Source organism: Sporichthya sp. (genome assembly GCF_013815995.1).
Lineage (GTDB): Bacteria > Actinomycetota > Actinomycetes > Sporichthyales > Sporichthyaceae > Sporichthya.
In genome coordinates this window covers 1-21,862 of sequence record NZ_JACDFE010000044.1, presented here as the reverse complement: position 1 = coordinate 21,862, position 21,862 = coordinate 1, and the positions used below count along the sequence as shown (strand labels likewise).

22 protein-coding genes are annotated in these 21,862 nt (G+C 70.7%); 6 read left to right on the top strand and 16 right to left on the bottom strand.

The genetic code is table 11. The features are described 5' to 3' along the window. Positions 1-426, bottom strand: a 426-nt coding sequence (locus H0X00_RS07425) for a tRNA (adenosine(37)-N6)-dimethylallyltransferase MiaA (protein ID WP_293768602.1), incomplete at its 3' end; no start/stop codon positions are given. Between the two features lie 96 nt (positions 427-522). Here H0X00_RS07425 and H0X00_RS07420 point away from each other — a divergent pair. Further along, positions 523-819 (top strand): antitoxin, encoded by a 297-nt coding sequence (locus H0X00_RS07420; RefSeq protein ID WP_293768600.1) that lies wholly within the window; start codon positions 523-525, stop codon positions 817-819. A gap of 63 nt (positions 820-882) precedes the next feature. Here the strand turns inward: H0X00_RS07420 and H0X00_RS07415 are convergent, their stop codons facing one another. The 5 genes from H0X00_RS07415 to ppdK all read right to left on the bottom strand — a co-directional run bounded on the left by H0X00_RS07415 (position 883) and on the right by ppdK (position 7,680). Beyond that, positions 883-2,166: a VOC family protein gene (locus H0X00_RS07415; RefSeq protein WP_293768598.1), complete on the bottom strand. Its 1,284-nt coding sequence runs from the start codon at positions 2,164-2,166 to the stop codon at positions 883-885. After that, positions 2,159-2,692: a sigma-70 family RNA polymerase sigma factor gene (locus tag H0X00_RS07410; protein WP_293768596.1), complete on the bottom strand. Its 534-nt coding sequence runs from the start codon at positions 2,690-2,692 to the stop codon at positions 2,159-2,161. The genes H0X00_RS07415 and H0X00_RS07410 overlap by 8 nt, the downstream gene beginning before the upstream one ends. A 138-nt stretch (positions 2,693-2,830) precedes the next feature. After that, positions 2,831-3,508 carry a hypothetical protein gene (locus tag H0X00_RS07405; RefSeq protein WP_293768594.1) on the bottom strand — a complete coding sequence of 226 codons (678 nt, stop codon included), beginning with the start codon at positions 3,506-3,508 and terminating at the stop codon, positions 2,831-2,833. A 110-nt stretch (positions 3,509-3,618) separates the two neighbouring features. After that, positions 3,619-4,869, bottom strand: coding sequence for a deoxyguanosinetriphosphate triphosphohydrolase (locus H0X00_RS07400; RefSeq protein ID WP_293768592.1), 1,251 nt, complete (start codon positions 4,867-4,869; stop codon positions 3,619-3,621). Between the two features lie 114 nt (positions 4,870-4,983). Then, positions 4,984-7,680, bottom strand: a complete 2,697-nt coding sequence (gene ppdK / locus H0X00_RS07395) for a pyruvate, phosphate dikinase (protein WP_293768590.1) — start codon at positions 7,678-7,680, stop codon at positions 4,984-4,986. A gap of 144 nt (positions 7,681-7,824) precedes the next feature. On the opposite strand from ppdK, the gene H0X00_RS07390 reads away from it, so the two are divergent. After that, complete coding sequence (locus H0X00_RS07390; RefSeq protein WP_293768588.1) at positions 7,825-8,025, top strand: cold-shock protein; 201 nt, start codon at positions 7,825-7,827, stop codon at positions 8,023-8,025. A gap of 118 nt (positions 8,026-8,143) precedes the next feature. On the opposite strand, the gene H0X00_RS07385 is transcribed toward H0X00_RS07390, so the two are convergent. The 5 genes from H0X00_RS07385 to H0X00_RS07365 form a co-directional block, all read right to left on the bottom strand. Then, on the bottom strand, positions 8,144-9,727 hold the full coding sequence (locus H0X00_RS07385) for a glycosyltransferase family 39 protein (RefSeq protein WP_293768586.1): 1,584 nt from the start codon (positions 9,725-9,727) through the stop codon (positions 8,144-8,146). A gap of 24 nt (positions 9,728-9,751) precedes the next feature. After that, on the bottom strand, positions 9,752-11,302 hold the full coding sequence (locus H0X00_RS07380; RefSeq protein WP_293768584.1) for an NAD(P)/FAD-dependent oxidoreductase: 1,551 nt from the start codon (positions 11,300-11,302) through the stop codon (positions 9,752-9,754). Positions 11,303-11,472: 170 nt separating this feature from the next. Beyond that, the gene (gene dusB / locus H0X00_RS07375; RefSeq protein WP_367186477.1) at positions 11,473-12,606 is read right to left on the bottom strand and encodes a tRNA dihydrouridine synthase DusB; all 1,134 of its coding nucleotides are present in this window, start codon (positions 12,604-12,606) and stop codon (positions 11,473-11,475) included. A 26-nt stretch (positions 12,607-12,632) separates the two neighbouring features. Beyond that, complete coding sequence (locus H0X00_RS07370) at positions 12,633-13,988, bottom strand: glycine--tRNA ligase (protein WP_293768580.1); 1,356 nt, start codon at positions 13,986-13,988, stop codon at positions 12,633-12,635. A 124-nt stretch (positions 13,989-14,112) separates the two neighbouring features. After that, the gene (locus H0X00_RS07365; protein WP_293768578.1) at positions 14,113-14,394 is read right to left on the bottom strand and encodes a hypothetical protein; all 282 of its coding nucleotides are present in this window, start codon (positions 14,392-14,394) and stop codon (positions 14,113-14,115) included. A 25-nt stretch (positions 14,395-14,419) separates the two neighbouring features. Between H0X00_RS07365 and H0X00_RS07360 the strand changes: the two genes are divergently transcribed. The 3 genes from H0X00_RS07360 to H0X00_RS07350 are packed head-to-tail and all read left to right on the top strand — an operon-like array spanning position 14,420 to position 15,820. Beyond that, entirely contained in the window at positions 14,420-14,785 is a 366-nt protein-coding gene (locus H0X00_RS07360) for a DUF6703 family protein (protein ID WP_293768576.1), read from the top strand. Further along, entirely contained in the window at positions 14,782-15,192 is a 411-nt protein-coding gene (locus H0X00_RS07355; protein ID WP_293768574.1) for a Fur family transcriptional regulator, read from the top strand. Before H0X00_RS07360 ends, H0X00_RS07355 begins: the two co-directional genes overlap by 4 nt. Positions 15,193-15,229: 37 nt before the next feature. Next, positions 15,230-15,820 (top strand): TIGR03086 family metal-binding protein, encoded by a 591-nt coding sequence (locus H0X00_RS07350; RefSeq protein ID WP_293768572.1) that lies wholly within the window; start codon positions 15,230-15,232, stop codon positions 15,818-15,820. A 35-nt stretch (positions 15,821-15,855) separates the two neighbouring features. Here the strand turns inward: H0X00_RS07350 and H0X00_RS07345 are convergent, their stop codons facing one another. From H0X00_RS07345 to leuA, 4 genes are read right to left on the bottom strand one after another with little or no spacing between them, the layout of a single operon-like run. Then, positions 15,856-16,644, bottom strand: a complete 789-nt coding sequence (locus H0X00_RS07345) for an isoprenyl transferase (protein ID WP_293768570.1) — start codon at positions 16,642-16,644, stop codon at positions 15,856-15,858. Next, positions 16,641-17,396, bottom strand: coding sequence for a DNA repair protein RecO (gene recO / locus H0X00_RS07340; RefSeq protein WP_293768568.1), 756 nt, complete (start codon positions 17,394-17,396; stop codon positions 16,641-16,643). Before recO ends, H0X00_RS07345 begins: the two co-directional genes overlap by 4 nt. After that, on the bottom strand, positions 17,397-17,993 hold the full coding sequence (locus H0X00_RS07335; protein WP_293768566.1) for an N-acetyltransferase: 597 nt from the start codon (positions 17,991-17,993) through the stop codon (positions 17,397-17,399). A 17-nt stretch (positions 17,994-18,010) separates the two neighbouring features. Then, complete coding sequence (gene leuA, locus H0X00_RS07330; RefSeq protein WP_293768564.1) at positions 18,011-19,717, bottom strand: 2-isopropylmalate synthase; 1,707 nt, start codon at positions 19,715-19,717, stop codon at positions 18,011-18,013. 325 nt (positions 19,718-20,042) lie between these two features. On the opposite strand from leuA, the gene H0X00_RS07325 reads away from it, so the two are divergent. Further along, on the top strand, positions 20,043-21,023 hold the full coding sequence (locus tag H0X00_RS07325; protein ID WP_293768562.1) for a GNAT family N-acetyltransferase: 981 nt from the start codon (positions 20,043-20,045) through the stop codon (positions 21,021-21,023). Between the two features lie 30 nt (positions 21,024-21,053). Here the strand turns inward: H0X00_RS07325 and H0X00_RS07320 are convergent, their stop codons facing one another. Further along, a complete protein-coding gene (locus H0X00_RS07320) occupies positions 21,054-21,707 on the bottom strand; it encodes a response regulator (RefSeq protein WP_293768560.1) in 654 nt (217 codons plus the stop codon). Positions 21,708-21,862 lie beyond the last annotated feature (155 nt).

Below are 21,862 nucleotides of genomic sequence, written 5' to 3'. Positions count from 1 at the left end.
GAGCGCGTGCGGGCCGACCTGCTCGACCTCGGCCTCCAGCCGGGCGCGCACGGCCGGCTCGGTGCCGGGGAAGTCGAGGTCGTCCAGCACCGCCCGCACGTACAGCCCGGAACCGCCGACCAGCACGGCCGACTTGCCGGCCGCCAGCAGGTCCTCCACCACGCCCCGGGCCAGGCGCTGGTAGGCCGCGACCGCGGCGGGCTCGGTGACTTCCCAGAGGTCGAGGAGGTGATGCGGAACACCGCCCTGCTCGGCCGGGGTCAGCTTGGCCGTCCCGATGTCCATCCCGCGGTAAAGCTGCATGGAGTCGGTGTTCACCACCTCGCCGCCGAGCCTGCGGGCTAGCTCGACCCCGAGACCGGACTTGCCGGTCGCGGTCGGCCCCACCACGGCGACGACCAACGGATCGGGCAGGGGTTCGGGCACGAACCCAGTGTTCCAGTCGTCACTGAGCTGACGTGGTTCCCGGGTGCCGGTTGGGGAAGGCCATCAAGAACGACCCCGAACCACGAGGAGGCCCGGATGGGCAAGCTCGACGAGCTCAAGGCCAAGGCCAAGGCCAAGGTCACCGAGAACCGCGACAAGATCGAGTCCGGCCTGGAGAAGGCCGGCAACATGGTCAACCAGAAGACCCATGGCAAGCACGGCGACAAAATCGACAAGGGGCTGGAGAAGGCCAAGGAAGGCCTCGACCGCGCCGAGGGCAAGGATCAGGGCGATCCCGCGCCGCCGATGGCAACCGGCCCCGCGGAGCCCCCGCAGCCGACAGTCCCGCCGACCACGCCGACCACGCCGCCGACCGGTCCCCCGATGGGCTGAGCTCGCAGACACCGTCCGAGGGCCTCAAGAGATGTCATCTCTTGGGGCCCTCGCGGCGTTCGCTCAGAGCTGCCCGAGGTAGAAGGGCAGACCCTGGTCGTCCACACACTCGGAGCTGATCCCGTAGGGCTGCTGCTCCGGGTCGGTGGCGGTGCCACCGGCGGCGCGGACCCGCTCCACCGCGGCGACGACGTCCTCGACCCGGTACATCGGCACCAGGTCCGCCTGCGGGTGACCGCCGTGCAGGCCCGTCATCGGGGCCGGGCCCTCGGCCTGCCACCCGTCGGCCGCGTGCCCTTCGACGAAGGTCCAGCCGAAGACCGCGGCGTGGAAGTTCCGCGCCCGGGCCGCGTCGGGAACCTGCATCGTCCAGTACGCGACATCGCCGGGGTCGGTGCCGTTGAGCGCCGGACGCGGGCTGCCCGACTCGCGCTCGTGCAACGAGAACGGGATGCCCTGGTCGTCCAGGCAGTCCGCGCTGCGCCCGTACGGGGTCTCCGACGGATCGGTGGAGCGGCCGCCGGCCGCCCGCACCCGGGCGACGGCGCCGTCGATGTCCGCGACGGCCCGCGAGGTGAAGGCTCCCGGACGCGGCTCGGGCCAGAACCCCGCGTTCGGCGCGTCGAGCGCGACCAGGGCACGCGAGGTCGGTCCCTCGATCATCCGCGCGAAGGGGCTGCGCTCGGCGAAGGTCCAGCCCAGCACCGCGCCGTAGAACGCCGCCGCCCGATCCAGGTCCGGCATCCAGAGCGAGAAGTACCCGACGTCGCCGTCACCGCCCGCGGGCACCGGGGCGACCTGGTCCAGCAGCCAGCGGTGCCCGAACGGGTCGCGCACCGCGCCGTTGCGCCCGTAGGGGTAATCGGCGGGCTCGCGCTCGATTTCGGCGCCCGCCGCGCGGGCGACCTCGACGAGGGCGTCCACGTCGGGGACAGCCAGATGCAGCGTCACCGAGGTGGCGCCGGTGGGCGCCTGCAGGTTCATCTCCGGGAACTCGTCGGCCAGGTACAGCCGGGCGCCGGCGACGCGCAGTTCGGCGTGCCCGATCCGCCCGTCCGGCATCTCGTAGGGCTCCCCGACGAGCGCACCGCCGAAGACGTCGGTGTACCAGTCGATCGCGGCGCGGGCGTCGCTCACCGCCAGGTACGGGGTCAGCGCGGTGTTCGGCGCGGCGGCCGGGGTCGTGACGGACACAGCGGAGGTCAGGTCAACGGTCGGGGCACTCACAGTGACTCCTTCAGGGGCGGCAAGGGCGCGCGCCAGACGGGCGCGCAGCCGGGCGGCGAAGGCCGGGTCGGGGTCGACGGGGGCGTCGGTGGTCCGCAGGATCTCCAGCGGGTCAGCCATGGTCGTCCTCCTTCCCGGTCGGGGTGATGTCGTAGGCCGCACGGAACGCGGCGCGGGCGCGCACCAGCAACGCCTCGGTGGCGTGCAGGGTGCGGTCCAGCGCCGCCGCGACCTGAGGAACCGTCAGATCGTCCAGGTAGCGCAGGGTCAGGGCGGCGCGGTGATGCGGGCCGAGCTGTTCCAGCGTGGCCTGGGCGACGAGGGCGTCCAGCGTCGCGTCCCAGGGGTCCTCGGCCTCGGCCGGTGCCTCGACGGCGCGCAGGTTGCGTTCCTCCCGCGCGAGGCGTCGCCAGTGGTCGACCAGCTTGTGCCGGGCGACCCCGATCAGCCAGGCCACCTCCATCCGCGGCGGATCCGGCTTGCGGACGGCGTCCACGGCGGCGAGGAAAGTCTCCGCCGTCAGGTCCTCCGCGAGCGGCCGGCCGCCGCACCGTCGGAGCAGGTAGCCGTAGACCAGTGGGAGCGCAACGTCGTACAGCGCCAGGAGATCGTCCTGGGCCGCCGCCGATGCCGGTTGTGCGCTCACATCCTTATCGTCGTCCGTCGCGGCAGAACTCCGACGGGGGCCAGCCCATCAACTTTCGCGGGGATGTCAGCCCTCTCGACATCGGGAAGCCGGGCAAATCGGACATTCCGCGGTCGACAGGGATGACATCCCCCGCGATCAGGCGCGCAGCCAGGACGCGACGAGGTAGCCCACGCCGTAGGGGGCGGCGTCGTGGTGCAGGGTGCCGGCCCAGAAGCCCCCGGCGGCGTGGACGGCCCCGGCGAGAACCTGCCAGGCCGGACGGCCGGCGGCGAGCAGGTCAGCTGCCAGCGCCGCGTCCAGCTCCAGCAACGCGCCCACGTCAGCCTTGGCCAGGGCCGCAGCCACGTCCGCGTCGAAGGCCTCGGCGCGTTGGTCCAGATGCCCCGGGGCGCCGACGGTGCGGCGGGCGCTGGCGTCGCCGGTCACGAGCAGCAAGGCGGGCGGTCCGCCGGCGAGTTGTGCGCCCAGCGCGGCGCACTCGTCAGCGGCGGCGGCGGCGGCGATGGAGTGCAGCGAACGGGGCCCGTCCCATCCGGCGCGCTCCAGAAGCCAGCGGCCGACGGTCAAGGAGAGCGGCAGGTCCCCGGCCGGCTTGGGCATGCCGAGGTCGGCCAATCCGTCGGCGGCATCGGCCGGCCAGGGATGCGTGTACCTCCCCGGGCCGACCAGCACCACCCGCTCCGGCCCGGCCGCCAGACCCGCCTTCAAAGCCGCGTCACAGGCGGCCCGCAACTCGTCCAGCTCCGCCGCAGCCCCCGCCGCGATCTCTGGGATCAGCAGCGGGGGCTGCGGACAGACGACGGCGGCGAGCACCGTCCGAGGCTACCTACTGGTCGTTACTGGGTGCTGCCCTCGACGGCAGCATGCATCCGCCACTTGCGTGGTGTTGCCTGCGAATGCGCTGGGAGGGGCCTCAGGTCCCGTTAGTGCGCGGCGCTCCCGGTCAGCTGCGAATGCAGCGCAATCGCCGAGATGTCGGACAACGAGGCGATCTGGTCCAGCACGACGCGGCGTCGATCGAGATCGTTTCCAGCGGCGCCGAAGTCGACCGCAAAGGCCGGGTCGAGGGTGTCCGGTGCGCCGGCTTCGAGGGCATCGACGAGCTCGGCGATGATCGCCCGCTCCTTGGCCTGCAGCATCTCCCGGGCCTCGGTGTGCATGACGTAGCGGGCGGCGACGGCCTTGAGCAGGGCGATCTCGACCTGGGTCTCGCGCGGCACGGTGAGGTCGGCGCCGTACCGGGTCAGGGGGCCGGTGCCGTGCACCTCGTGGGTCGCGGCCTGCGCAGCCAGGCAGAACCGGCTGATCAGCTGGCTGGTCATGTTCTTCAGCAGGCTCATCCCACGCCGGGTCCGGTCCGGGTCCCGCGGCCACCAGGGCAGCCCGGTCAGCCCCGCGGCGGCCTCGTCGAGCTCACCGGCGTCCAGGTCGGGCAGGTAGGTCTTGCGGGCCAGCGCCGCCAGGTCGGCCCGCTCGGCCGAGGAGGCGAGCGCACCGAGGTCGATCATCTCGGCCTGGATCCCGTCCTCGACGTCGTGCACGGAGTAGGCGACGTCGTCGGCGAAGTCCATGACCTGCGCCTCCAGGCAGCGCTTCCCGGAGCGCGCGCCGCCCCGCAGCCAGGCGTAGACCTCGCCGTCGTCCGGGTAGTGGCCGAACTTACGCACGCCCTCGCGGCGTGGCCACGGGTACTTCACGGTCGCGTCCAGGGCGGCGCGGGTCAGGTTGAGCCCGACGCTGCGACCGTCCGGGTCGAAGGTCTTGCCCTCCAGCCGGGTCAGCACCCGCAGGGTCTGGGCGTTGCCCTCGAACCCGCCGCAGGCGAAGGCAGCGGTGTCGAGCGCATCCTCGCCGTTGTGGCCGAACGGCGGGTGGCCGAGGTCGTGGGCCAGGCACGCGGTCTCGACCAGGTCGGCGTCAGCCCGCAGCCACGACCCGAGCTCCCGGCCGATCTGGCCGACCTCGAGGGAGTGGGTGAGCCGGTTGCGGGCGAAGTCGTCGGTACCGGGGGCGACCACCTGGGTCTTGGCCGCCAGCCGGCGCAGCGCGGCGGAGTGCAGCACCCGGGCGCGGTCGCGCGCGAACGCGGTCCGCCCCGTTGTTTTCGGCGGCTCGGCCACCCAACGCTCGACGTCAGCCGCTGCGTAGCCGTCGCCGAATGCCTCCGACTCCATCGCCGCCGACCCTAGCGCGGCGCGCCCACCACCCGGGCCTGTCAGCCGCTACGGGCACATGCCAGCCGGTATGCCGGCTGACATGCGCCCCTGCGGGACGACGTCCCGCGGCATTCAGCGTGTGTCGGAGCCGCCGGTGCCGGCGGCGCGGCCGGCCTCCAGACGCGCGACCGGAACCCGGAACGGCGAGCAGGAGACGTAGTTCAGGCCGACCTGGTGGAAGAAGTGGATCGAGTCCGGGTCGCCGCCGTGCTCGCCACAGACGCCGAGCTTGAGGCCGGGCTTGGCGGCCCGGCCCTCTTCTGAGGCGATCCGCACCAGCCGGCCGACGCCCTCGCGGTCGAGGGACTCGAACGGCGAGACACCGAAGATGCCCTTCTCCAGGTACTGGGTGAAGAACGCGGCCTCGACGTCGTCGCGGGAGAAGCCCCAGGTGGTCTGGGTCAGGTCGTTGGTGCCGTAGGAGAAGAAGTCCGCGGCCTCGGCGATCTGACCCGCCGTCACAGCGGCGCGGGGCAGCTCGATCATGGTGCCGATCGGGATGAACGAGAGGTCCACCCCACTCTGCGCGGAGACGCCGGCGATGACGTTCTCCGACTCCTCGCGCATCAGCTCCAGCTCCTGCACGGCGCCGACCAGCGGGATCATCACCTCCGGCTGGGGGTCGCCGCCGGCCTTGATCCGCTCCGCGGTGGCCTCGGCGATCGCGCGCACCTGCATGCCGAACAGGCCGGGAATGACCACGCCGAGACGCACGCCGCGCAGGCCGAGCATCGGGTTCGACTCGTGCAGCCGGTTGACCGCGACCAGCAGTTCCTTGTCATGGCCCGGGTCCTGGCCCAGCGCCTCCGCGACCGCGACCTTGACGGCCAGCTCGGTGAGGTTGGGGAGGAACTCGTGCAACGGCGGGTCGATCAGGCGCACCGTGACCGGCAGGCCGTCCATCGCGGTGAAGATCTCGACGAAGTCCTGCTTCTGCAGCGGCTCCAGGGCAGCCAGCGCGGCGAGGCGCTCGGCGTCGGAGTTGGCCAGAATCAGTTTCTCGACCTGGATCGCGCGGTCGCCGAGGAACATGTGCTCGGTGCGGCACAGGCCGATGCCCTGCGCGCCCATCCGCCGGGCCCGCGCGGAGTCCTCGGGGGTGTCGGCGTTGGTGCGGACCCGCATCGTGCGCAGGCCGTCGGCGTGGGTGATGAGCCGGTGCACGGCCTTGACCAGGTCGTCGGCGTCGGCCGAGGCGGGGTCGAGGTTGCCCTCGAAGTACTCCACGACCGGGCTCGGCTGCACCGGCAGCTCGCCGAGGTAGACCGCACCGGAGGACCCATCGATCGAGAGCACGTCACCCTCGTTGATGGTGAGGCCGCCGGGGGCCTTGATGGTCTTGGCCTTGGTGTCGACGTCGAGTTCCTCGGCGCCGCACACACAGGTCTTGCCCATGCCGCGCGCGACCACGGCCGCGTGCGAGGTCTTGCCGCCGCGGCTGGTCAGGATGCCGTCGGCCGCGATCATGCCTTCGAGGTCGTCCGGGTTGGTCTCGCGGCGAACGAGGATGACGGCCTCGCCGCGCTCGGCCCAGGCCACCGCCTCCTTGGAGGAGAAAACCGCGCGACCGACAGCGGCACCGGGCGAGGCGTTCATGCCCTTGGTGATCCGCTTCGGGTTCGCGGAGGTGTCGAACTTCGGGAACATCAGCTGGGTCAGCTGCTCACCGGTGACGCGCTGCAGCGCCTCGTCGAGGTCGATCAGACCCTCGTCGATCAGCTGGGTGGCGATGCGGAACGCCGCGCCCGCGGTGCGCTTGCCGACGCGGGTCTGCAGCATCCAGAGCTTGCCGCGCTCGATGGTGAACTCGATGTCGCACAGGTCGCGGTAGTGCGTCTCCAGCTGCGACATGATCGCGATCAGCCGGTCGAAGCTGGTCTTGTCCAGCTGCTCGAGGTCCTGCAGCGGCAGGGTGTTGCGGATGCCGGCGACGACGTCCTCGCCCTGCGCGTTCTCCAGGTAGTCGCCGTACAGGCCGATCTGCCCGGTGCCCGGGTCGCGGGTGAAGCAGACGCCGGTGCCGGAGTCCATGCCGAGGTTGCCGAACACCATTGACTGCACGTTGACCGCGGTGCCGAGGTCGGCCGGGATGCGCTCCTGACGGCGGTAGAGGATCGCGCGAGGGGCGTTCCAGGACTTGAAGACCGCGTAGACGGCCGCGTCGAGCTGCGCGCGCGGGTCCTGCGGGAAGTCGTTACCGGTGTGCTGCTTGATGATCGCCTTGAAGGTCTCGACCAGGCCGCGCAGGTCGTCGGCGTCGAGGTCGAGGTCGGCGGTGGTGTTCTTCGCCTTCTTCGCCGCGTCGATCGCGTCCTCGAAGTGCTCGCCCTCGATGTGCAGCACGGTCTTGCCGAACATCTGCAGCAGGCGGCGGTAGGAGTCCCACGCGAAGCGGTCGTTGGAGGACTGCTTGGCCAGGCCCGCGACGGACTCGTCGTTCAGGCCGATGTTGAGGACGGTCTCCATCATTCCGGGCATGGAGAACTTGGCACCCGAGCGCACCGAGACCAGCAGCGGGTCGTCGGCCTGGCCGAGCTTCTTGCCGAACTGCGCCTCCAGCCAGGAAAGCTTGTCCGTGACCTGGTCCTTCAGCTCGGACGGCGCCGAACCGGTGGCCAGGTAGGCCTTGCAGGACTCGGTGGTGATCGTGAAGCCAGGCGGCACCGGCAACCCGAGGTTCGTCATCTCGGCCAGATTGGCTCCCTTGCCACCCAGGAGATCCTTCTGGTCCCGATTACCCTCGGTGAAGTCGTAAACGAACTTCGGCACGCCCGTGCTCCCTCATTTAGTCCACGCGTCAACCCGGCAGCCTACCGAGGTCGGCGCAGCAGCTCTCGCCACGCGGCCGAAGGGGGGTTCCCAGGCGTGCTAGCGTTGGCAACGTATAAGTAGCAAGCAACAAGATGAGGACACATGACTCAAGGCACCGTGAAGTGGTTCAACAGCGAGAAGGGCTTCGGCTTCATCGCCGTCGAGGGCCACGAAGACGTTTTCGTGCACCACTCGGCAATCCAGACTCAGGGTTACCGCTCGCTCGACGAGAACCAGAAGGTCGAGTTCGACATCACCCAGGGCCAGAAGGGCCTGCAGGCGGAGAACGTCCGCCCGCTCTAAAGGTTCCCTCGGTGACGTCCCACAGTCACTGAAAGCGCCCGCTCCGATCGTTGGAGCGGGCGCTTTCGCGTTCCCTGGTCACTCTGCTCAGGTGCTGCTCACTCTGGTCAGGCGCTGCTCAGCGAGGGAAGCGCTCCAGGCTGGCCTTCTCCGCCCCGCGCCCGTCGCGGGTGAGGACCTGCCCCGGGAAGCCGAGTTCGTCGACCAGGCGGTTGTGCAGAGCCGGGCAGACCTGGGCGTGCGTGCGGTAGCCCACGCCGGAGACGAACCAGACCGTGGAGTTGGGCTTGGAACGGGCGTAGTCGCCGATCCCGTCGGCGAGCACCTTGGGCTTGAGCTGCTCGATCTGGGCCTCGTAGTCGGTCCAGTCGACGACCGCGGGGTTCGCCTGCGGCGGCAGCGTGAGGGTGTTCAGGCCGGTCAGGGTCAGCTCGGCCCCGACCCCCGGGGCCAACTGATCCGGGCAGTAGATGATCAGGTCACCGGCCTTGGCCTGGGCGTCGAGCACGTCGGCGATCCGGCCGGCCTGGGTGTGCGGGGTGGTGGCCGCGGTCAGCCCGGCCAGCAGGCCGAACACGACCAGCGCGCTGAGCACGCCCACCCCGGCGGCCGGCGGCAGCGTGCGGATCCCGAAGGCGACCAGCAGCAGGACCAGGGGGACGACGACCGCGGTGTAGCGCCCGACCACCGCGCCCCCGGTCGCCATGCAGACCGCCAGCGCCACCAGCAGCGTGCCGCCGGAGATCACCGCCAGCCGCGCCGTGATGCCCTCCGGGCGGGCGCCCACGACCAGGGAGGACCCGGGCCGCCGGCGGGCGAAGACCGCGAGCAAGATCAGCGGCACGACGAGCAGGGCGAGCGATCGCCCGGCCGGACCCTCGCCACCGGACCAGTCGGCCGGGAGGGAGGCGATCGAGCCGAGATCCGGGCGGGCCGCCCAGGGCGCCCCGGTGTGGTCGGACTGGTAGAGCAGGGTCGGCACCCAGGGCAGGAACAGCAGCCCACCACCGGCCATGCCGATCAGGGCCAGCCGCGCCGTGCGCCGCCCCTCCGGATTGCGCCAGGCGCGCACCAGCATCACGGCGCCCACCGTCACGAGCAGGAACATCGCCCAGTAGTGGGTGTAGAGCAGCGCGGCGGTGACGGTGCCGAGCGCGATCACCGGCAGTGGCCCGGGCCGTTGCCGCAGCCAGTCCATGGCCAGGACACCGAGCAGCACCAGCAGCACGACGAGGGAGTACATCCGCGCCTCGCCGGCGTAGCGCACCGACCACGGGTTCGCGGCGAAGACGACCAGCGCAATCTCCCCGTGCCGCCGTGTCCCGCCGAGGCGCCGTCCGGCCAGGTAGGCGGGCGGCAGCGCGGCGAGGGAGAACAGCATCGACAGCGACCGCGCCGCCCACGGGTCGTCGAGACCGAAGGCGTCCATCATTGACAGCCAGCCGTGCAGCAGGGCGTAGTACAGCGGCGGCGCCCCGTCGGTCTTCAGCGCCTCCTGCAGGTCACCCAGCGGCAGCCTGGCGAACTGGACGGTCTGCGCCTCATCGAGCCACAGCGGCGAGGGCGACCACAGTCGTAGCGCGACGCCGAGCGCGACCACCAGCGCGATGACCGGCAGCACCAGTGGCTCCAGCCGCTCCAACCGCCCGCGGGCCGCTGGTGCGGCGGCGCGGGTCGGTGGGGCGGCCGGAAGGGAGACCATGGGCGGGCTGGTTCTCGCGAGTCGTCAGGAGCTCTTACGGGGCAGGATCGGCGCGGACCGCCCGGTGCCGGCTGTGGCAGCACCACCGGTCTCGTTCGGGCCGGACCGCTTCTCCTCGTGATACTCCTCCTCGACGTTGACCGTCCAGAGGTCCCGCGCGATCCCGCAGATGTTGTCGACCGCGTACATCGCGGTGACCATCGAGTGGTCCTGGTTGTTGTAGCGGTGCATGCCGTTGCGGCCGGTGGCCTGGACGTTGACGGTCTCGTCCGCGATCCAGTGCCGGATGGTGTCGACCTTCTTGTCGTAGCCCTCGTCGTAGATCGGGTACGCCTTGGGCACCCGCACGACGTAGCCGGCCTGCATCCGCTCCGTCTTGACCAGCCCGAGCTGAGCCAATTCCTTCTTGGCCAGCGCGACCAGGTCCTCGTCGGTCGAGGTCCAGGTGCCGTCGCCCTCGTTGACGAAGTACTCCAGTCCGAGGCAGGTCAGGCCATCCTTGACCAGGTACGGCGACCACGAGCCGTAGTTCTGGATCCGGCCGACCTTCACCCCGGGGGTGTGGATGTAGATCCAGTTGTCCGGGAAGCCGTCCTCCTCCGGCACCACGAGGGCGACGGTGAGGAAGTCGCGGTAGCCCAGGCCCTGCGCGGCCTCGATGACCTCGTGCGGGGCCTTCGGATCCATCGCCTGGACCAGATGCTGCAGCGGCATCGAGGAGATGACGTCGCTGCAGGCGATGAGCTTCTCCTGCTCCACACCGTCCGGGCCGGACTGCAGGACCGTCACCGCGGTGACGCGGTCGCCGTCCCGGTGCAGCGCGACGACCGGGGACTTCATGATCACCTGGCCGCCACCCTCGACGACGAGATCGCGGCACTTCTCCCACATCATTCCGGGGCCGTACTTGGGGTACTGGAACGCATCGATCAGCGTGGTGATCTCGGTCTGGCCCTTGGGCTGGAAGATCGCGTTCTTGATCGCGGAGAACAGCGACAGGTTCTTGATCCGCTGGGCGGCCCAGTCGGCCTGGATCTGGTCGCCTGGGATGCCCCAGAGCTTCTCGGTGTAGGTCTTGAAGAAGATCCGGTACAGACGCCAGCCGAAGCGGGCGGCGACCCAGCCCTCGAAGTTGGTCTGGTCCTTCGGCGGGTGGATTCGCACCCAGACGTAGGACAGCACGCAACGGACGGCCTCGATGATGCCGAGGTTCTTCAGCGCGTTGCCGGCCTTGAGCGGGTAGTCGTAGAGCTTGCCCTGGTAGGAGATCCGGCTCATCCGAGGGCGCTGCAGGAAGTCCTCGTCGGGGAGCACCTCGTGCCAGAACTTCTCCACCTCGGGGACCTTGGTGAAGAAGCGGTGGCCGCCGATGTCGAAGCGCCAGCCGTCGCGGACCTCGGTCCGGGAGATGCCGCCGATCTGGTCGGAGGCCTCCAGGACGGTCACGGCGCGGCCGCGGCGGACCAGCTCGAGGGCGGCGGTGAGGCCGGCCGGGCCGGCGCCGATGACGACGACGAGGGCATCCCCCTGGCCGGACGCCTCAGCGTTCGAAGAAGCACCGTGCTCGGGCGCCATGAGTTCTCGCTCTCTCGGCTTACCGGATCTTCAGACCGGGATGGGCCAGCTCACGCGACCCTGCGCAGCTGTGCAGGACCTGATTCTTCCTCGTAGTACCCCGAAAGTCCTATCTGACCCTCTGCGTCGTCCGTCTCACCCTCGTAACATTTGGTGATCATGACGGTCGGTCAGCCGCCCGACAGCGCCGCCAGACCCGCGTCCTCGTCGTCCACGACCGCGTCCCCGGCGTCGTTCAGCCACCCGTCGGGGAGGGCCACCTTCCGCGGCGAACCGGCCCGCCCGCGGGGGACGCCGAGACTCGCGGTGGGGAACGCTTGATCACTGCCCAGCGCGCTGAGCAGCAAGTTCAGCTCCGCCAGGGAGCCGACGAGGCCGAGCGCCTGGCGCAGCTCGGAACCGACGGCGAAGCCCTTGAGGTACCAGGCGATGTGCTTGCGGATCTCCTGGCAAGCCTTGAACTCCCCCAGGTCGTCCGTCATCAGCTCCGCGTGCCGGCGCAGGGTGGCCGCGACCTGGAGCAGCCCGGGGTTGCCCGGGTCGGGCCGGCCGTCGAAGGCGGCGGCGAGATTTCCGAAGAGCCAGGGCCGGCCCAGGCAGCCCCGCCCGACGACCACGCCGTCGCAGCCGGTCTCGGCGACCATCCGGAGGGCGTCGGCCGGCTCCCAGATGTCCCCGTTGCCCAGCACCGGCACCCCGGTGCCGGCCAGGTGCGCCTTCAGCTCGGTGATCGCCGACCAGTCGGCGTTGCCGGCGTAATGCTGGGCGGCGGTCCGGGCGTGCAGGGCGACCCAGGCCACGCCCTCGGCGGCCGCGATCCGGCCGGCCTCGAGATGGGTCGGGTGCTCGTCGTCGATGCCGATCCGCATCTTGATCGTGACCGGCACCGCGCCGTCGGCCGCGACCACGGCCCCGCCGACGATCCGGGCGAAGAGCGCCCGCTTCCAGGGCAGCGCGGCCCCGCCGCCCTTGCGGGTGACCTTGGGCACCGGACAGCCGAAGTTCAGGTCGATGTGGTCGGCCAGGTTCTCCCGCACCACCAGAGCGACCGCGCCGGCGATCGAGGCGGCGTCGGTGCCGTAGAGCTGCAGGCTGCGGGGGGACTCGTCGACGTCGAAGCTGACCATCGCCCGGGAGGTCTTGTCCCCCTCCACCAGGCCGCGCGCGGTGACCATCTCGTTGACGTACAGACCCGCTCCGTGTTCGCGGCACAGGCGCCGGAAGGCGCGGTTGGTGATCCCTGCCATCGGCGCGAGCACGACCGGCGGCCACACCTGGTGCGTGCCGAGCGCAAGCGCCCCCATACTCGTGTTCTGCACCACCCCAGTGTTCAGCAGCCCACCAGGCGCTCGGCGAGGTAGCCCGTCAGCCGGTCGAGTGAGACCCGCTCCTGGCGCATCGAGTCGCGGTCACGGACGGTGGCGGCGCCGTCGTCGAGGGTCTCGAAGTCCAGCGTGATGCAGAACGGGGTGCCGATCTCGTCCTGCCGGCGGTACCGCCGCCCGATCGCGCCGGCGTCGTCGAAGTCGACGTTCCAGATTCGGCGCAGCGCGGCCGCGAGCTCGCGGGCCTGGGGCAAGAGCTGCGGGTTGCGGGAGAGTGGCAGCACCGCGGCCTTGACCGGCGCCAATCTCGGGTCCAGGCGCAGCACAGTCCGCTTCTCCGGCACGCCCTTGGCGTTCGGGGCGGTGTCCTCGGAGTACGCGGCGAGCAGGAAGGCGAGCACACACCGGGTCAGCCCGGCCGCGGGCTCGATCACATAGGGCGTCCACCGCTCGCCGGTGGCCTGGTCGTAGTAGCTGAGGTCGTTGCCGGAGTTCTTGGAGTGCGTGGTGAGGTCGTAATCGCCCCGGTTCGCCACGCCCTCCAGTTCGGCCCACTCGTTTCCGCTGAATCCGAATCGGAACTCGATGTCGACGGTGCGCTTGGAGTAGTGCGAGAGCTTGTTCGCCGGGTGCTCGTAACGGCGCAGGTCCTGCTCCGGGATGCCGAGGTCGAGGTACCAGTTCCAGCGCTCGCCCAGCCAGTACTCGTGCCAGCTCTCGTCGGTGCCGGGCACGACGAAGAACTCGAGTTCCATCTGCTCGAACTCGCGGGTGCGGAAGATGAAGTTGCCCGGGGTGATCTCGTTGCGGAAGGACTTGCCGACCTGTCCGACCCCGAACGGCGGGCGCCGGCGAGCGGCGGCCATGACGTTGGAGAAGTTGACGAAGATCCCCTGTGCGGTCTCCGGACGCAGGTAATGCACGCCGTCCGGGCCGTCGACGGGTCCGAGGTGGGTGCGCAGCAGACCGTTGAACAGCTTCGGCTCGGTGAGCGCGCCCTTGCTGCCGCAGCCCGGGCAGGCCAGGTCGGCGAGCTTCTCCGGCTCTTCGGTGAGCTCATCGACCCGCCAGCGCTTGTGACAGACCTGGCATTCGGTGAGCGGGTCGACGAAGGACTCCAAGTGCCCGGAGGCCTTCCAGACCTCGGTGGCCAGGATGATCGCGGAGTCCAGTCCGACCACGTCCTCGCGGCTCTGAACGCACGCCTTCCACCACTGCCGCTTGATGTTCTCCTTCAGCTCCACGCCCAGCGGTCCGTAGTCCCAGCTCGACCGGGTGCCGCCGTAGATCTCGCTGGACGGGAAGACAAAACCCCGGCGCCGGCTGAGGTTCACGATCGCGTCGATCCGGTCAACAGGCAACGCGGGAACTCCACAACGGACGGCCGGGCAGATGGTGCGTGGAGCGGGCAACACTACTCGCCGCCCGGCGCCCGCGACACCGCCCGAACGGACCCGGAAGGGGGTAGTTCGAGGTGGACGAGCGTCAGGCGCAGGAGACGATCTCGAAGGTCCCGGGTTCGTTGGGCAGCCGGGCCATCAGCGGCATGATCGCGATGCGCACGGCACCGGTGGTCAGGCCGCGGCGTCCGCTTCCGACGTCGTCCCACTCGCACACCAGAACCCAGCAGTCCGGGTCGTCGAGAGCCCGGCCGATCCGGCCGGAGACCCACCCGGGGCGGGTGGCCAGCGCCGCGAGGGCGGCCTCCGCCTCGGCCTGGAACTCCGTCGGATCAGTGATCCCGGGCACCCTTGCGACAAGCAACACCGGAACACCTTGGCAGGATGGGGAGATGGCCGCGAAACCACGTCCCCGTAACCAGCGCCCGGGCCCGCGCCCGACGGCGCCACGGCCCGACCCCCGGGTGCGTCAGAACGTGCCGGTGGAGCAGGTCGCGAACAAGGTCGCGACCGTCACCGCGCCTGCGCTGGCCTGGATGGGCCGGCTGCCCAAGCTCGTCCTGCCCGGCTTCGTCGCGATCGGCCTGGTCGTCGGCCTGATCGCCGGCGGCGTTCTCGGGCTGGTGCTGCTCGTTCTGGTGGCCGGGCTGCTGGGCTGGCTGCTGGCCGCGTTCTGGCCGATGCTGCCCACCGCGGGCCGGCTGCTGCGGGTCGCGGCGCTGCTGGCCGTGGTCGTGGTGGGCGTGCTCAACATATGAGCGAAGACTCGGTGGGCGTCCGTCCGCAGCGCGCGACCCGGCAGCGGGCTGCCGTCGCCGCGGCGCTGGACGCCGTCTCCGACTTCCGCAGTGCCCAGGAGCTGCACGACCTGCTCAAGCAGCGCGGGGAGAACGTCGGCCTGGCCACGGTCTACCGGACCCTCCAGTCCCTCGCCGAGTCCGGTGAGGTGGACATGCTGCGGACCGGGGACGGGGAGTCGATCTACCGGCGCTGCAGCGGCGGGCACCACCATCACCTGGTCTGCCGGACCTGCGGCCGGACGGTCGAGGTCGAGGGCCCGGCAGTGGAGCGCTGGGCGGACAAGGTGGCCGCCGAACACGGCTTCACCGAGGTCAGTCACACGGTCGAGATCTTCGGCCGCTGCTCGGGCTGCTCGGCAGGCTGACGCGATCCCGCCGCGGGCGTTGGGTAACGTCGGAAACATGACGTCCCCCGACCTTGTCTTTCCTGACCTCGACGAGATCCGCGGCCGCTACGGCCGGATCGCCGCCGACCTCGACGTCCGCGTGGGCCGTGTGCGCAGGCTGGACTGGAACTCCGTGACCCCGTGCTCGAACTGGAACTCCCGGGACCTGATGGCGCACGTCGTCGACACCCATCGCCGGGTGCTCGCCACGCTGACCGGCGAACCCGCCGACGAGGTCACCGACCACGAGGACGTCGTCGAGGCCTGGCGCGCGGTGACGGCCGAGATGTCCAAGGCCCTGGCCGAGGACGAGAAGGCGCTGTTCCCGGTGCGGTTCTTCGGCAGCGAGTCCGAGTTCGCGAATCTGGTCGGCGGCCTGCTCTGCTCCGACACCCTGATCCACACCTGGGACCTCTGCCAGGCGGCGGGCCTCGAAGACACCCTCGACGCCGCCGGCGTGGACCACGCGATGGCCCTGCTCACGCGCTTCGGCGAGGGCATCCGCAGCCCCGACGGATTCGGCCCCGAGATCCCGGCGCCGGCGGTCGCCAGCGCCCAGGACCGCCTGATGCTCTTCGCCGGCCGGCCCGTCATCGGCCTCGACTGAGCGCGCCTTACGACCGGCTTTCACGATGGGACTGCTCAGGTGGGCGGCGGGTTGGGGGCCGCGCCGCCGTAGCGGCGGTCCCGGGAGGCGTAGAGCTCGATCGCGTGCCAGAGGTGGCGCCGGTCGAAGTTCGGCCAGAGCGTGTCCAGGAAGACCAGCTCGGCGTAGGCGCTCTGCCAGAGCAGGAAGTTCGAGGTGCGCTGCTCCCCCGAGCTGCGCACGAACAGATCGACGTCGGGCAGGTCCGGCTCGTCGAGATAGCGCGCGAAGCTCGCCTCGCTGATCTTGTCCGGCTTCACCTTGCCGGCGGCCACGTCGGCGGCCAGCGCCCGCGCGGCGTCGACGATCTCGGCCCGGCCGCCGTAGTTCACGCAGAACTGCAGGGTGATCTTGTCGTTGCCGGCGGTGCGAACCTCGGCGTCCTCCAGTTCGGAGATCACCGAGCGCCACAGCTTCGGGCGCCGACCGGCCCAGCGCACCCGCACCCCCATCGCGTCGAGTTCGTCGCGGCGGCGGTGGATGACGTCCCGGTTGAAGCCCATCAGAAAGCGCACCTCGTCCGGGGTGCGCTTCCAGTTCTCCGTCGAGAACGCGTACGCCGACACGCACGTCACGCCGATCTCGATCGCCCCGCAGATCACGTCGAGCAGCGCGGCCTCGCCGGCCTCGTGGCCCTTGGTCCGGGCCAGCCCGCGTTCCTTGGCCCAGCGCCCGTTCCCGTCCATCACGATGGCGACGTGACGGGGAATCAGTTCCGCGGGCAGCGTGGGTGGACGCGCGCCGGACGGATGCGGCGGCGGGGCCGCGTACTGCCGCCGACTCATGCGCTCTGGGTTGGCGCGGGCAGGTCCCGCTCGACGTGACGGAGCGAGCGCAGCCCCCGCTCCAGGTGCCATTGCAGGTAGGCCGCGACCAGGCCGCTGGCCTCGCGGCGGGCGCGCGGCGCGGACGTCTCCGCGCTCTCCCAGTCGCCGGAGAGCAGGGCGCCGAGCAGGCTGAGGGTCTCCGCGCCGGGCGCGGCGCAGGCCGGCGGGCGGCAGTCCGCGCAGGAGGCCCCGCCGCCGGGGATGGTGAAGAACCGGTGTGGGCCGGTTGCCCCGCAGCCGGCGCAGTCGGAGAAGCTCGGCGCGTACCCGGCGATCGACAGCGAGCGGACCAGGAACGCATCCAGCACCATCACCGGGTCCCGTTCGGTCTCGGCCAGGACCCGCAACCCGCCGAGCAGGAGCTGAAACTGCGCCAGCGCGGGGTCGTGCTCATTCTCGGTGAATCGCTCGGCGGCCTCGAGCATCGCCTGACCGGCGGTCCACCGCGCGTAGTCGCGGGAGAGCTTGCCGCCGAAGGCGTCGATGGTCTCGATCTGCTGGGCGATGTCCAGGCTGCGCCCGGAGTAGCACTGCACGTCGACGTGGGCGAACGGCTCGAGCCGGGCCCCGATCCGCGACGAGGTGCGCCGCACGCCCTTGGCCACCGCCCGGATCCGGCCGTGCCGGCGCGTGAGCAGCGTGATGATCCGGTCCGCCTCACCCAGCTTCTGGGTGCGCAGCACGATCCCCGTGTCCCGGTAGGTGCTCACCTAGCCATTCTGCGGGGTGACGTCCCGGAGCATGCACCACAGCGGCGGCGAGTCTCGTAGGGTGACCCGCGCCGTCACCACGAATTTGTGGCGCTCATAGAGCCGCTTGTTCTCCTCGCTGGTCGCGTCCAGATGCGCCGGGATGCCCTCGGCGTCGCAACGATCGAGGACCGTCCGCAGCAGCGCACTGCCGTAACCGCGGCCCTGCGCCGCGGGCCGCACCGCGAGGAAGTGCAGGAAGTAGTGGGGGTAGCGCGGATGCCATTGCGCGAGCAGCGGACGGATCTCCGCCGACGTCGCGCCGTACTCCCCCAGCGCGGCGGCGAGCTTGGGACCGAGCACCGCGGCCTGCGCCTCGGGCATGTGCTCCCCCGGCGGCGCCCAGACCGCTGCCGCGAGGCCATCCGCCGAGCGGTGGATCTCACCCCACGGCAGATAGGCCTCACACATCGCGGCGAAGAACGCGGGCAGGATCGCTGCGCGGCGCGTCTCGTCCGGGATGAACCAGCGGAAGATCGGGACGGCGTGGAACGCCTCGGCCAAGGTCGCGACGACCTCGGGGAGGTCGATGGCGGACGCGAGCTTAACGTCCGCCATCGTCGGGTCTTGCTGCGTCAGCGGTTGATGGCCGAGCACACGGCCTTGAGCGACGCGGTGACGATGTTGGCGTCGATGCCGACGCCCCACTTCACCTCGCCGCCGACGGCGCACTCGAGGTAGGCCGCGGCGCGGGCGTCACCGCCGGCGCTCATCGCGTGCTCGTGGTAATCGAGGACGCGCACGTCGATGCCGATCGAGGACAGCGCATCGGTGAAGGCCGCGATCGGTCCGTTGCCGGAGCCGGTCAGGGTCTTGGACTGGCCCTCGACGATCACGTTCACCGAGAGCTCGTCCTGCGCGCCCACCGCCGAGGAGGTGTGGTGCGAGTCGAGCTGGACGCCACCCTCGGCCCCGATCTCGGAGGGCGCGAGGTACTCACAATCGAACATCCCCCACATCTCCTCCGGGGTGACCTCGCCGCCCTCGACCTCGGTGTGCCGCTGGATCACCGCGGAGAAGTCGATCTGCAGCCGGCGCGGCAGCTCGAGGTGGTACTCGGTCTTCATGATGTAGGCGACGCCGCCCTTGCCGGACTGGCTGTTGACCCGGATTACGGCCTCGTAGGTCCGACCGACGTCCTTGGGGTCGATCGGCAGGTAGGGCACCGCCCAGGTCTGCTGCTCGACGGGGACACCGGCGGCGGCCGCGTCGCGGGCGAGCCAGTCGAACCCCTTGTTGATGGCGTCCTGGTGCGAGCCGGAGAACGCGGTGTAGACCAGATCGCCGCCGTACGGGTGGCGCTCGGCGACCGGCAGCTGGTTGCAGTACTCGACGGTGCGGCGGATCTCGTCGATGTCGGAGAAGTCGATCATCGGGTCGACGCCCTGGCTGAACAGATTCAGTCCGAGGGTGACCAGGCAGACGTTGCCGGTCCGCTCACCGTTGCCGAACAGGCAGCCCTCGATGCGGTCCGCGCCGGCCAGGTAGCCGAGCTCGGAGGCCGCGACCGCCGTGCCGCGGTCGTTGTGCGGGTGCAGGCTCAGGACCACCGAGTCCCGGTAGGCCAGGTTGCGGTGCATCCACTCGATGGAGTCGGCGTAGACGTTCGGGGTCGCCATCTCGACGGTGGCCGGCAGGTTGAGGATCACCTGGTGATCCGGCGTCGGCTTCCAGACGTCGTTGACCGCGTTGCAGACCTCGACGGCGAACTCGAGTTCGGTGCCGGTGTAGGACTCCGGCGAGTACTCGAAGTAGACGTCGGTCTCGGGGACGGTCTCGACCAGCTTCTGGCAGATCCGCGCGCCCTGGACGGCGATGTCCTTGATGCCGTCGCGGTCGAGGCCGAACACGACGCGACGCTGCAGCGTCGAGGTCGAGTTGTAGAGGTGCACGATCGCCTGCTTCGAGCCGCGGATGGAATCGAAGGTGCGGGTGATGAGCTCCTCGCGGGCCTGCGTCAGCACCTGGATGGTGACGTCGTCCGGGATCAGGTCTTCCTCGACGAGCTGGCGGACGAAGTCGAAGTCGGTCTGGCTGGCGGCCGGGAACCCGACCTCGATCTCCTTGTAGCCCATCTTGACCAGGAGCTCGAACATCCGGCGCTTGCGCGCCGGGCTCATCGGGTCGATCAGGGCCTGGTTGCCGTCGCGGAGATCGACCGCGCACCAGCGCGGGGCGGCGGTGATGACCTTGTCCGGCCAGGTCCGGTCGGTCAGGCCGACGGGGACGTACGCGGGATAGCGGTGGATCGGCATGCCGCTGGGCTGCTGGGGGTGTTGCATCGAAGGCTCCTCAGATGTCGCGGGGTCGGATCGAGCGCGACCGGCAGGCGCAGCTGATCCCGCGACGAGGGAGCCGGCCCTTACGGGGCCTCGTCGCGGCTGCTAAGGAGGAGGCCGTTGACGGCCAGGCGCAGACGCATGAGGAAAGCGTACAGGAGATGGGGACCGGTCACGGAAGCCCCGCGACCGGCACTACGCCGTCCGGGGCCTGGGCGACGCGGTACCCGCGCATGGAGCCGTACCCGCCGTGCCCTGCTCCGCTGACCGAGGCGAATATCGCGAATATTCAGTGGCGTCGCCCGCCGGCACCAGGTGTCCTGGCGGCATGGAGATTCAGGTCCTGGACCCGGCCCGGGTCGACGAGTTCGTCGCGGTGTTCCGGGCCGCCCACGACGTCGACCACCCGCAGGACCCCGCCTACGCGCTACGGCACGAGGCGCTGCGGATCCTGAACCCGACCCCGGACGAGCCGATCACGCACTTCATGGTGCTGGAGGCCGGACGCATCGTGGCCGGCGCCCACCTCCGGGTCCCGGAACTGGACAACACCCACAGCGTGTTCGTCGAGATCATCGTCGACCCCGACGCCCGCCGGCGCGGGATCGCCCGCGAGCTCTGGGACTTCCTCACCGCGCGGGCCCTCGGACTGGGCCGCAAGCTGGTGCTCTTCGAGACCGCGATCGGCGGCGCCGGCGAGGCCTTCGGCCGGTCGATCAACGGCGAGGTCGGCATCCTGGACGCCCGCCGCCGCCTCGTCGTGGACACAGCGAATCTGGCGGTGGCGGCCGAGTTGAAGGCCGAGGCGCTCACCCACGCCGACGGCTACGAACTGGTCTCCTACGTGGGTTCGACTCCCGAGCAGTGGATCGACGGTGTCGCCTACCTGGTGGGGCGCATGTCCACGGACGCCCCGATGGACGGTCTGGACTGGCAGGCGGAGGCCTACGACGCGAACCGGATCCGGATGCAGGAGGCAGCCACCGTCCGTCAGGAGCTGACGGTCTTCTCCACGATCGCCGTCCACACGGCCACCGGCACGGTCGCCGGGTTCACCAACATCGGACGAGCGGTCGACGACGGGACGAACGTCCATCAGTGGAACACCATCGTCGACCCGGACCACCGCGGACACCGGCTCGGGACGCTGATCAAGATCGCGAACCTCGAGCAGGCCCGGCAACGCGAGCCCGGGATCGGCGCCGTGTGGACCTGGAACGCGGTCTCGAACGACCCGATGATCAGGGTCAACGAGGCGATGGGCTTCCGCCTCTGGGACCACTGGGGTGAGTGGCAGGTCCGGCTCTAAGAACCGCGCGAAACAACCGGGCGGCGGGTCTCAACCGCCGCCCGGCTCCAGCCAGGCCCGGACCGCGAGCACGCGGCGGTGGTCGTCCGGCTCGGGTAGGAGGTCGAGCCGCGTGAAGATACTCGTGACGTGGCTCTCCACCGTCTTCTCGTGCACCCGCAACGCCCGGGAGATCGCCGAGTTCGAGCGGCCCTCGGCCATCAGCGCCAAGACCTCGCGTTCCCGGTCCGTCAAGGGCCCGAGCCGGTCGCGGTGCGCCTGCCGACCCAGGAAGTGCGCGACCACGTCCGGGTCGAGCACGGTGCCGCCGCCGGCCACCCGCTCGATCGCGTCGACGAGAGTCCGCACGTCGGCGATCCGGTCCTTGAGCAGATAACCGAACCCGGTGGGGTGATTGCGTGCGAGTTCGAGGGCGTGGGTGCCTTCCAACGACTGCGAGATCAGCAGGATGCCCAGGTCCGGGAAGGAAGCCCGTAACTCGACAGCGGCCCGTGCCCCCTCGTGCGTGAACGTCGGAGGCATCCGGATGTCGACCAGCGCGACGTCGGGCCGGTGCTCGTGCACCGCTTTGATCAGCGCGGCTCCGTCCCCCACCGCCGCGACCGTGGTGATGCCCGCTTCGGTGAGCAACCGCTCCAGGCCTTCCCGGAGCAGTACCGAATCATCGGCTATGACGACGCGCACGGCAGCTCCAACCGGACCTCGGTGCCGGGGCCGGGTACCCGCGGCCCGACGACCAGGCGTCCACCGGCCGCCTCGGCCCGGTCGGCGATCCCGCGCAGGCCCGGCCCGCCCGGGTCGGCGCCACCGCGACCGTCGTCCCGGACCCACACCAGCAG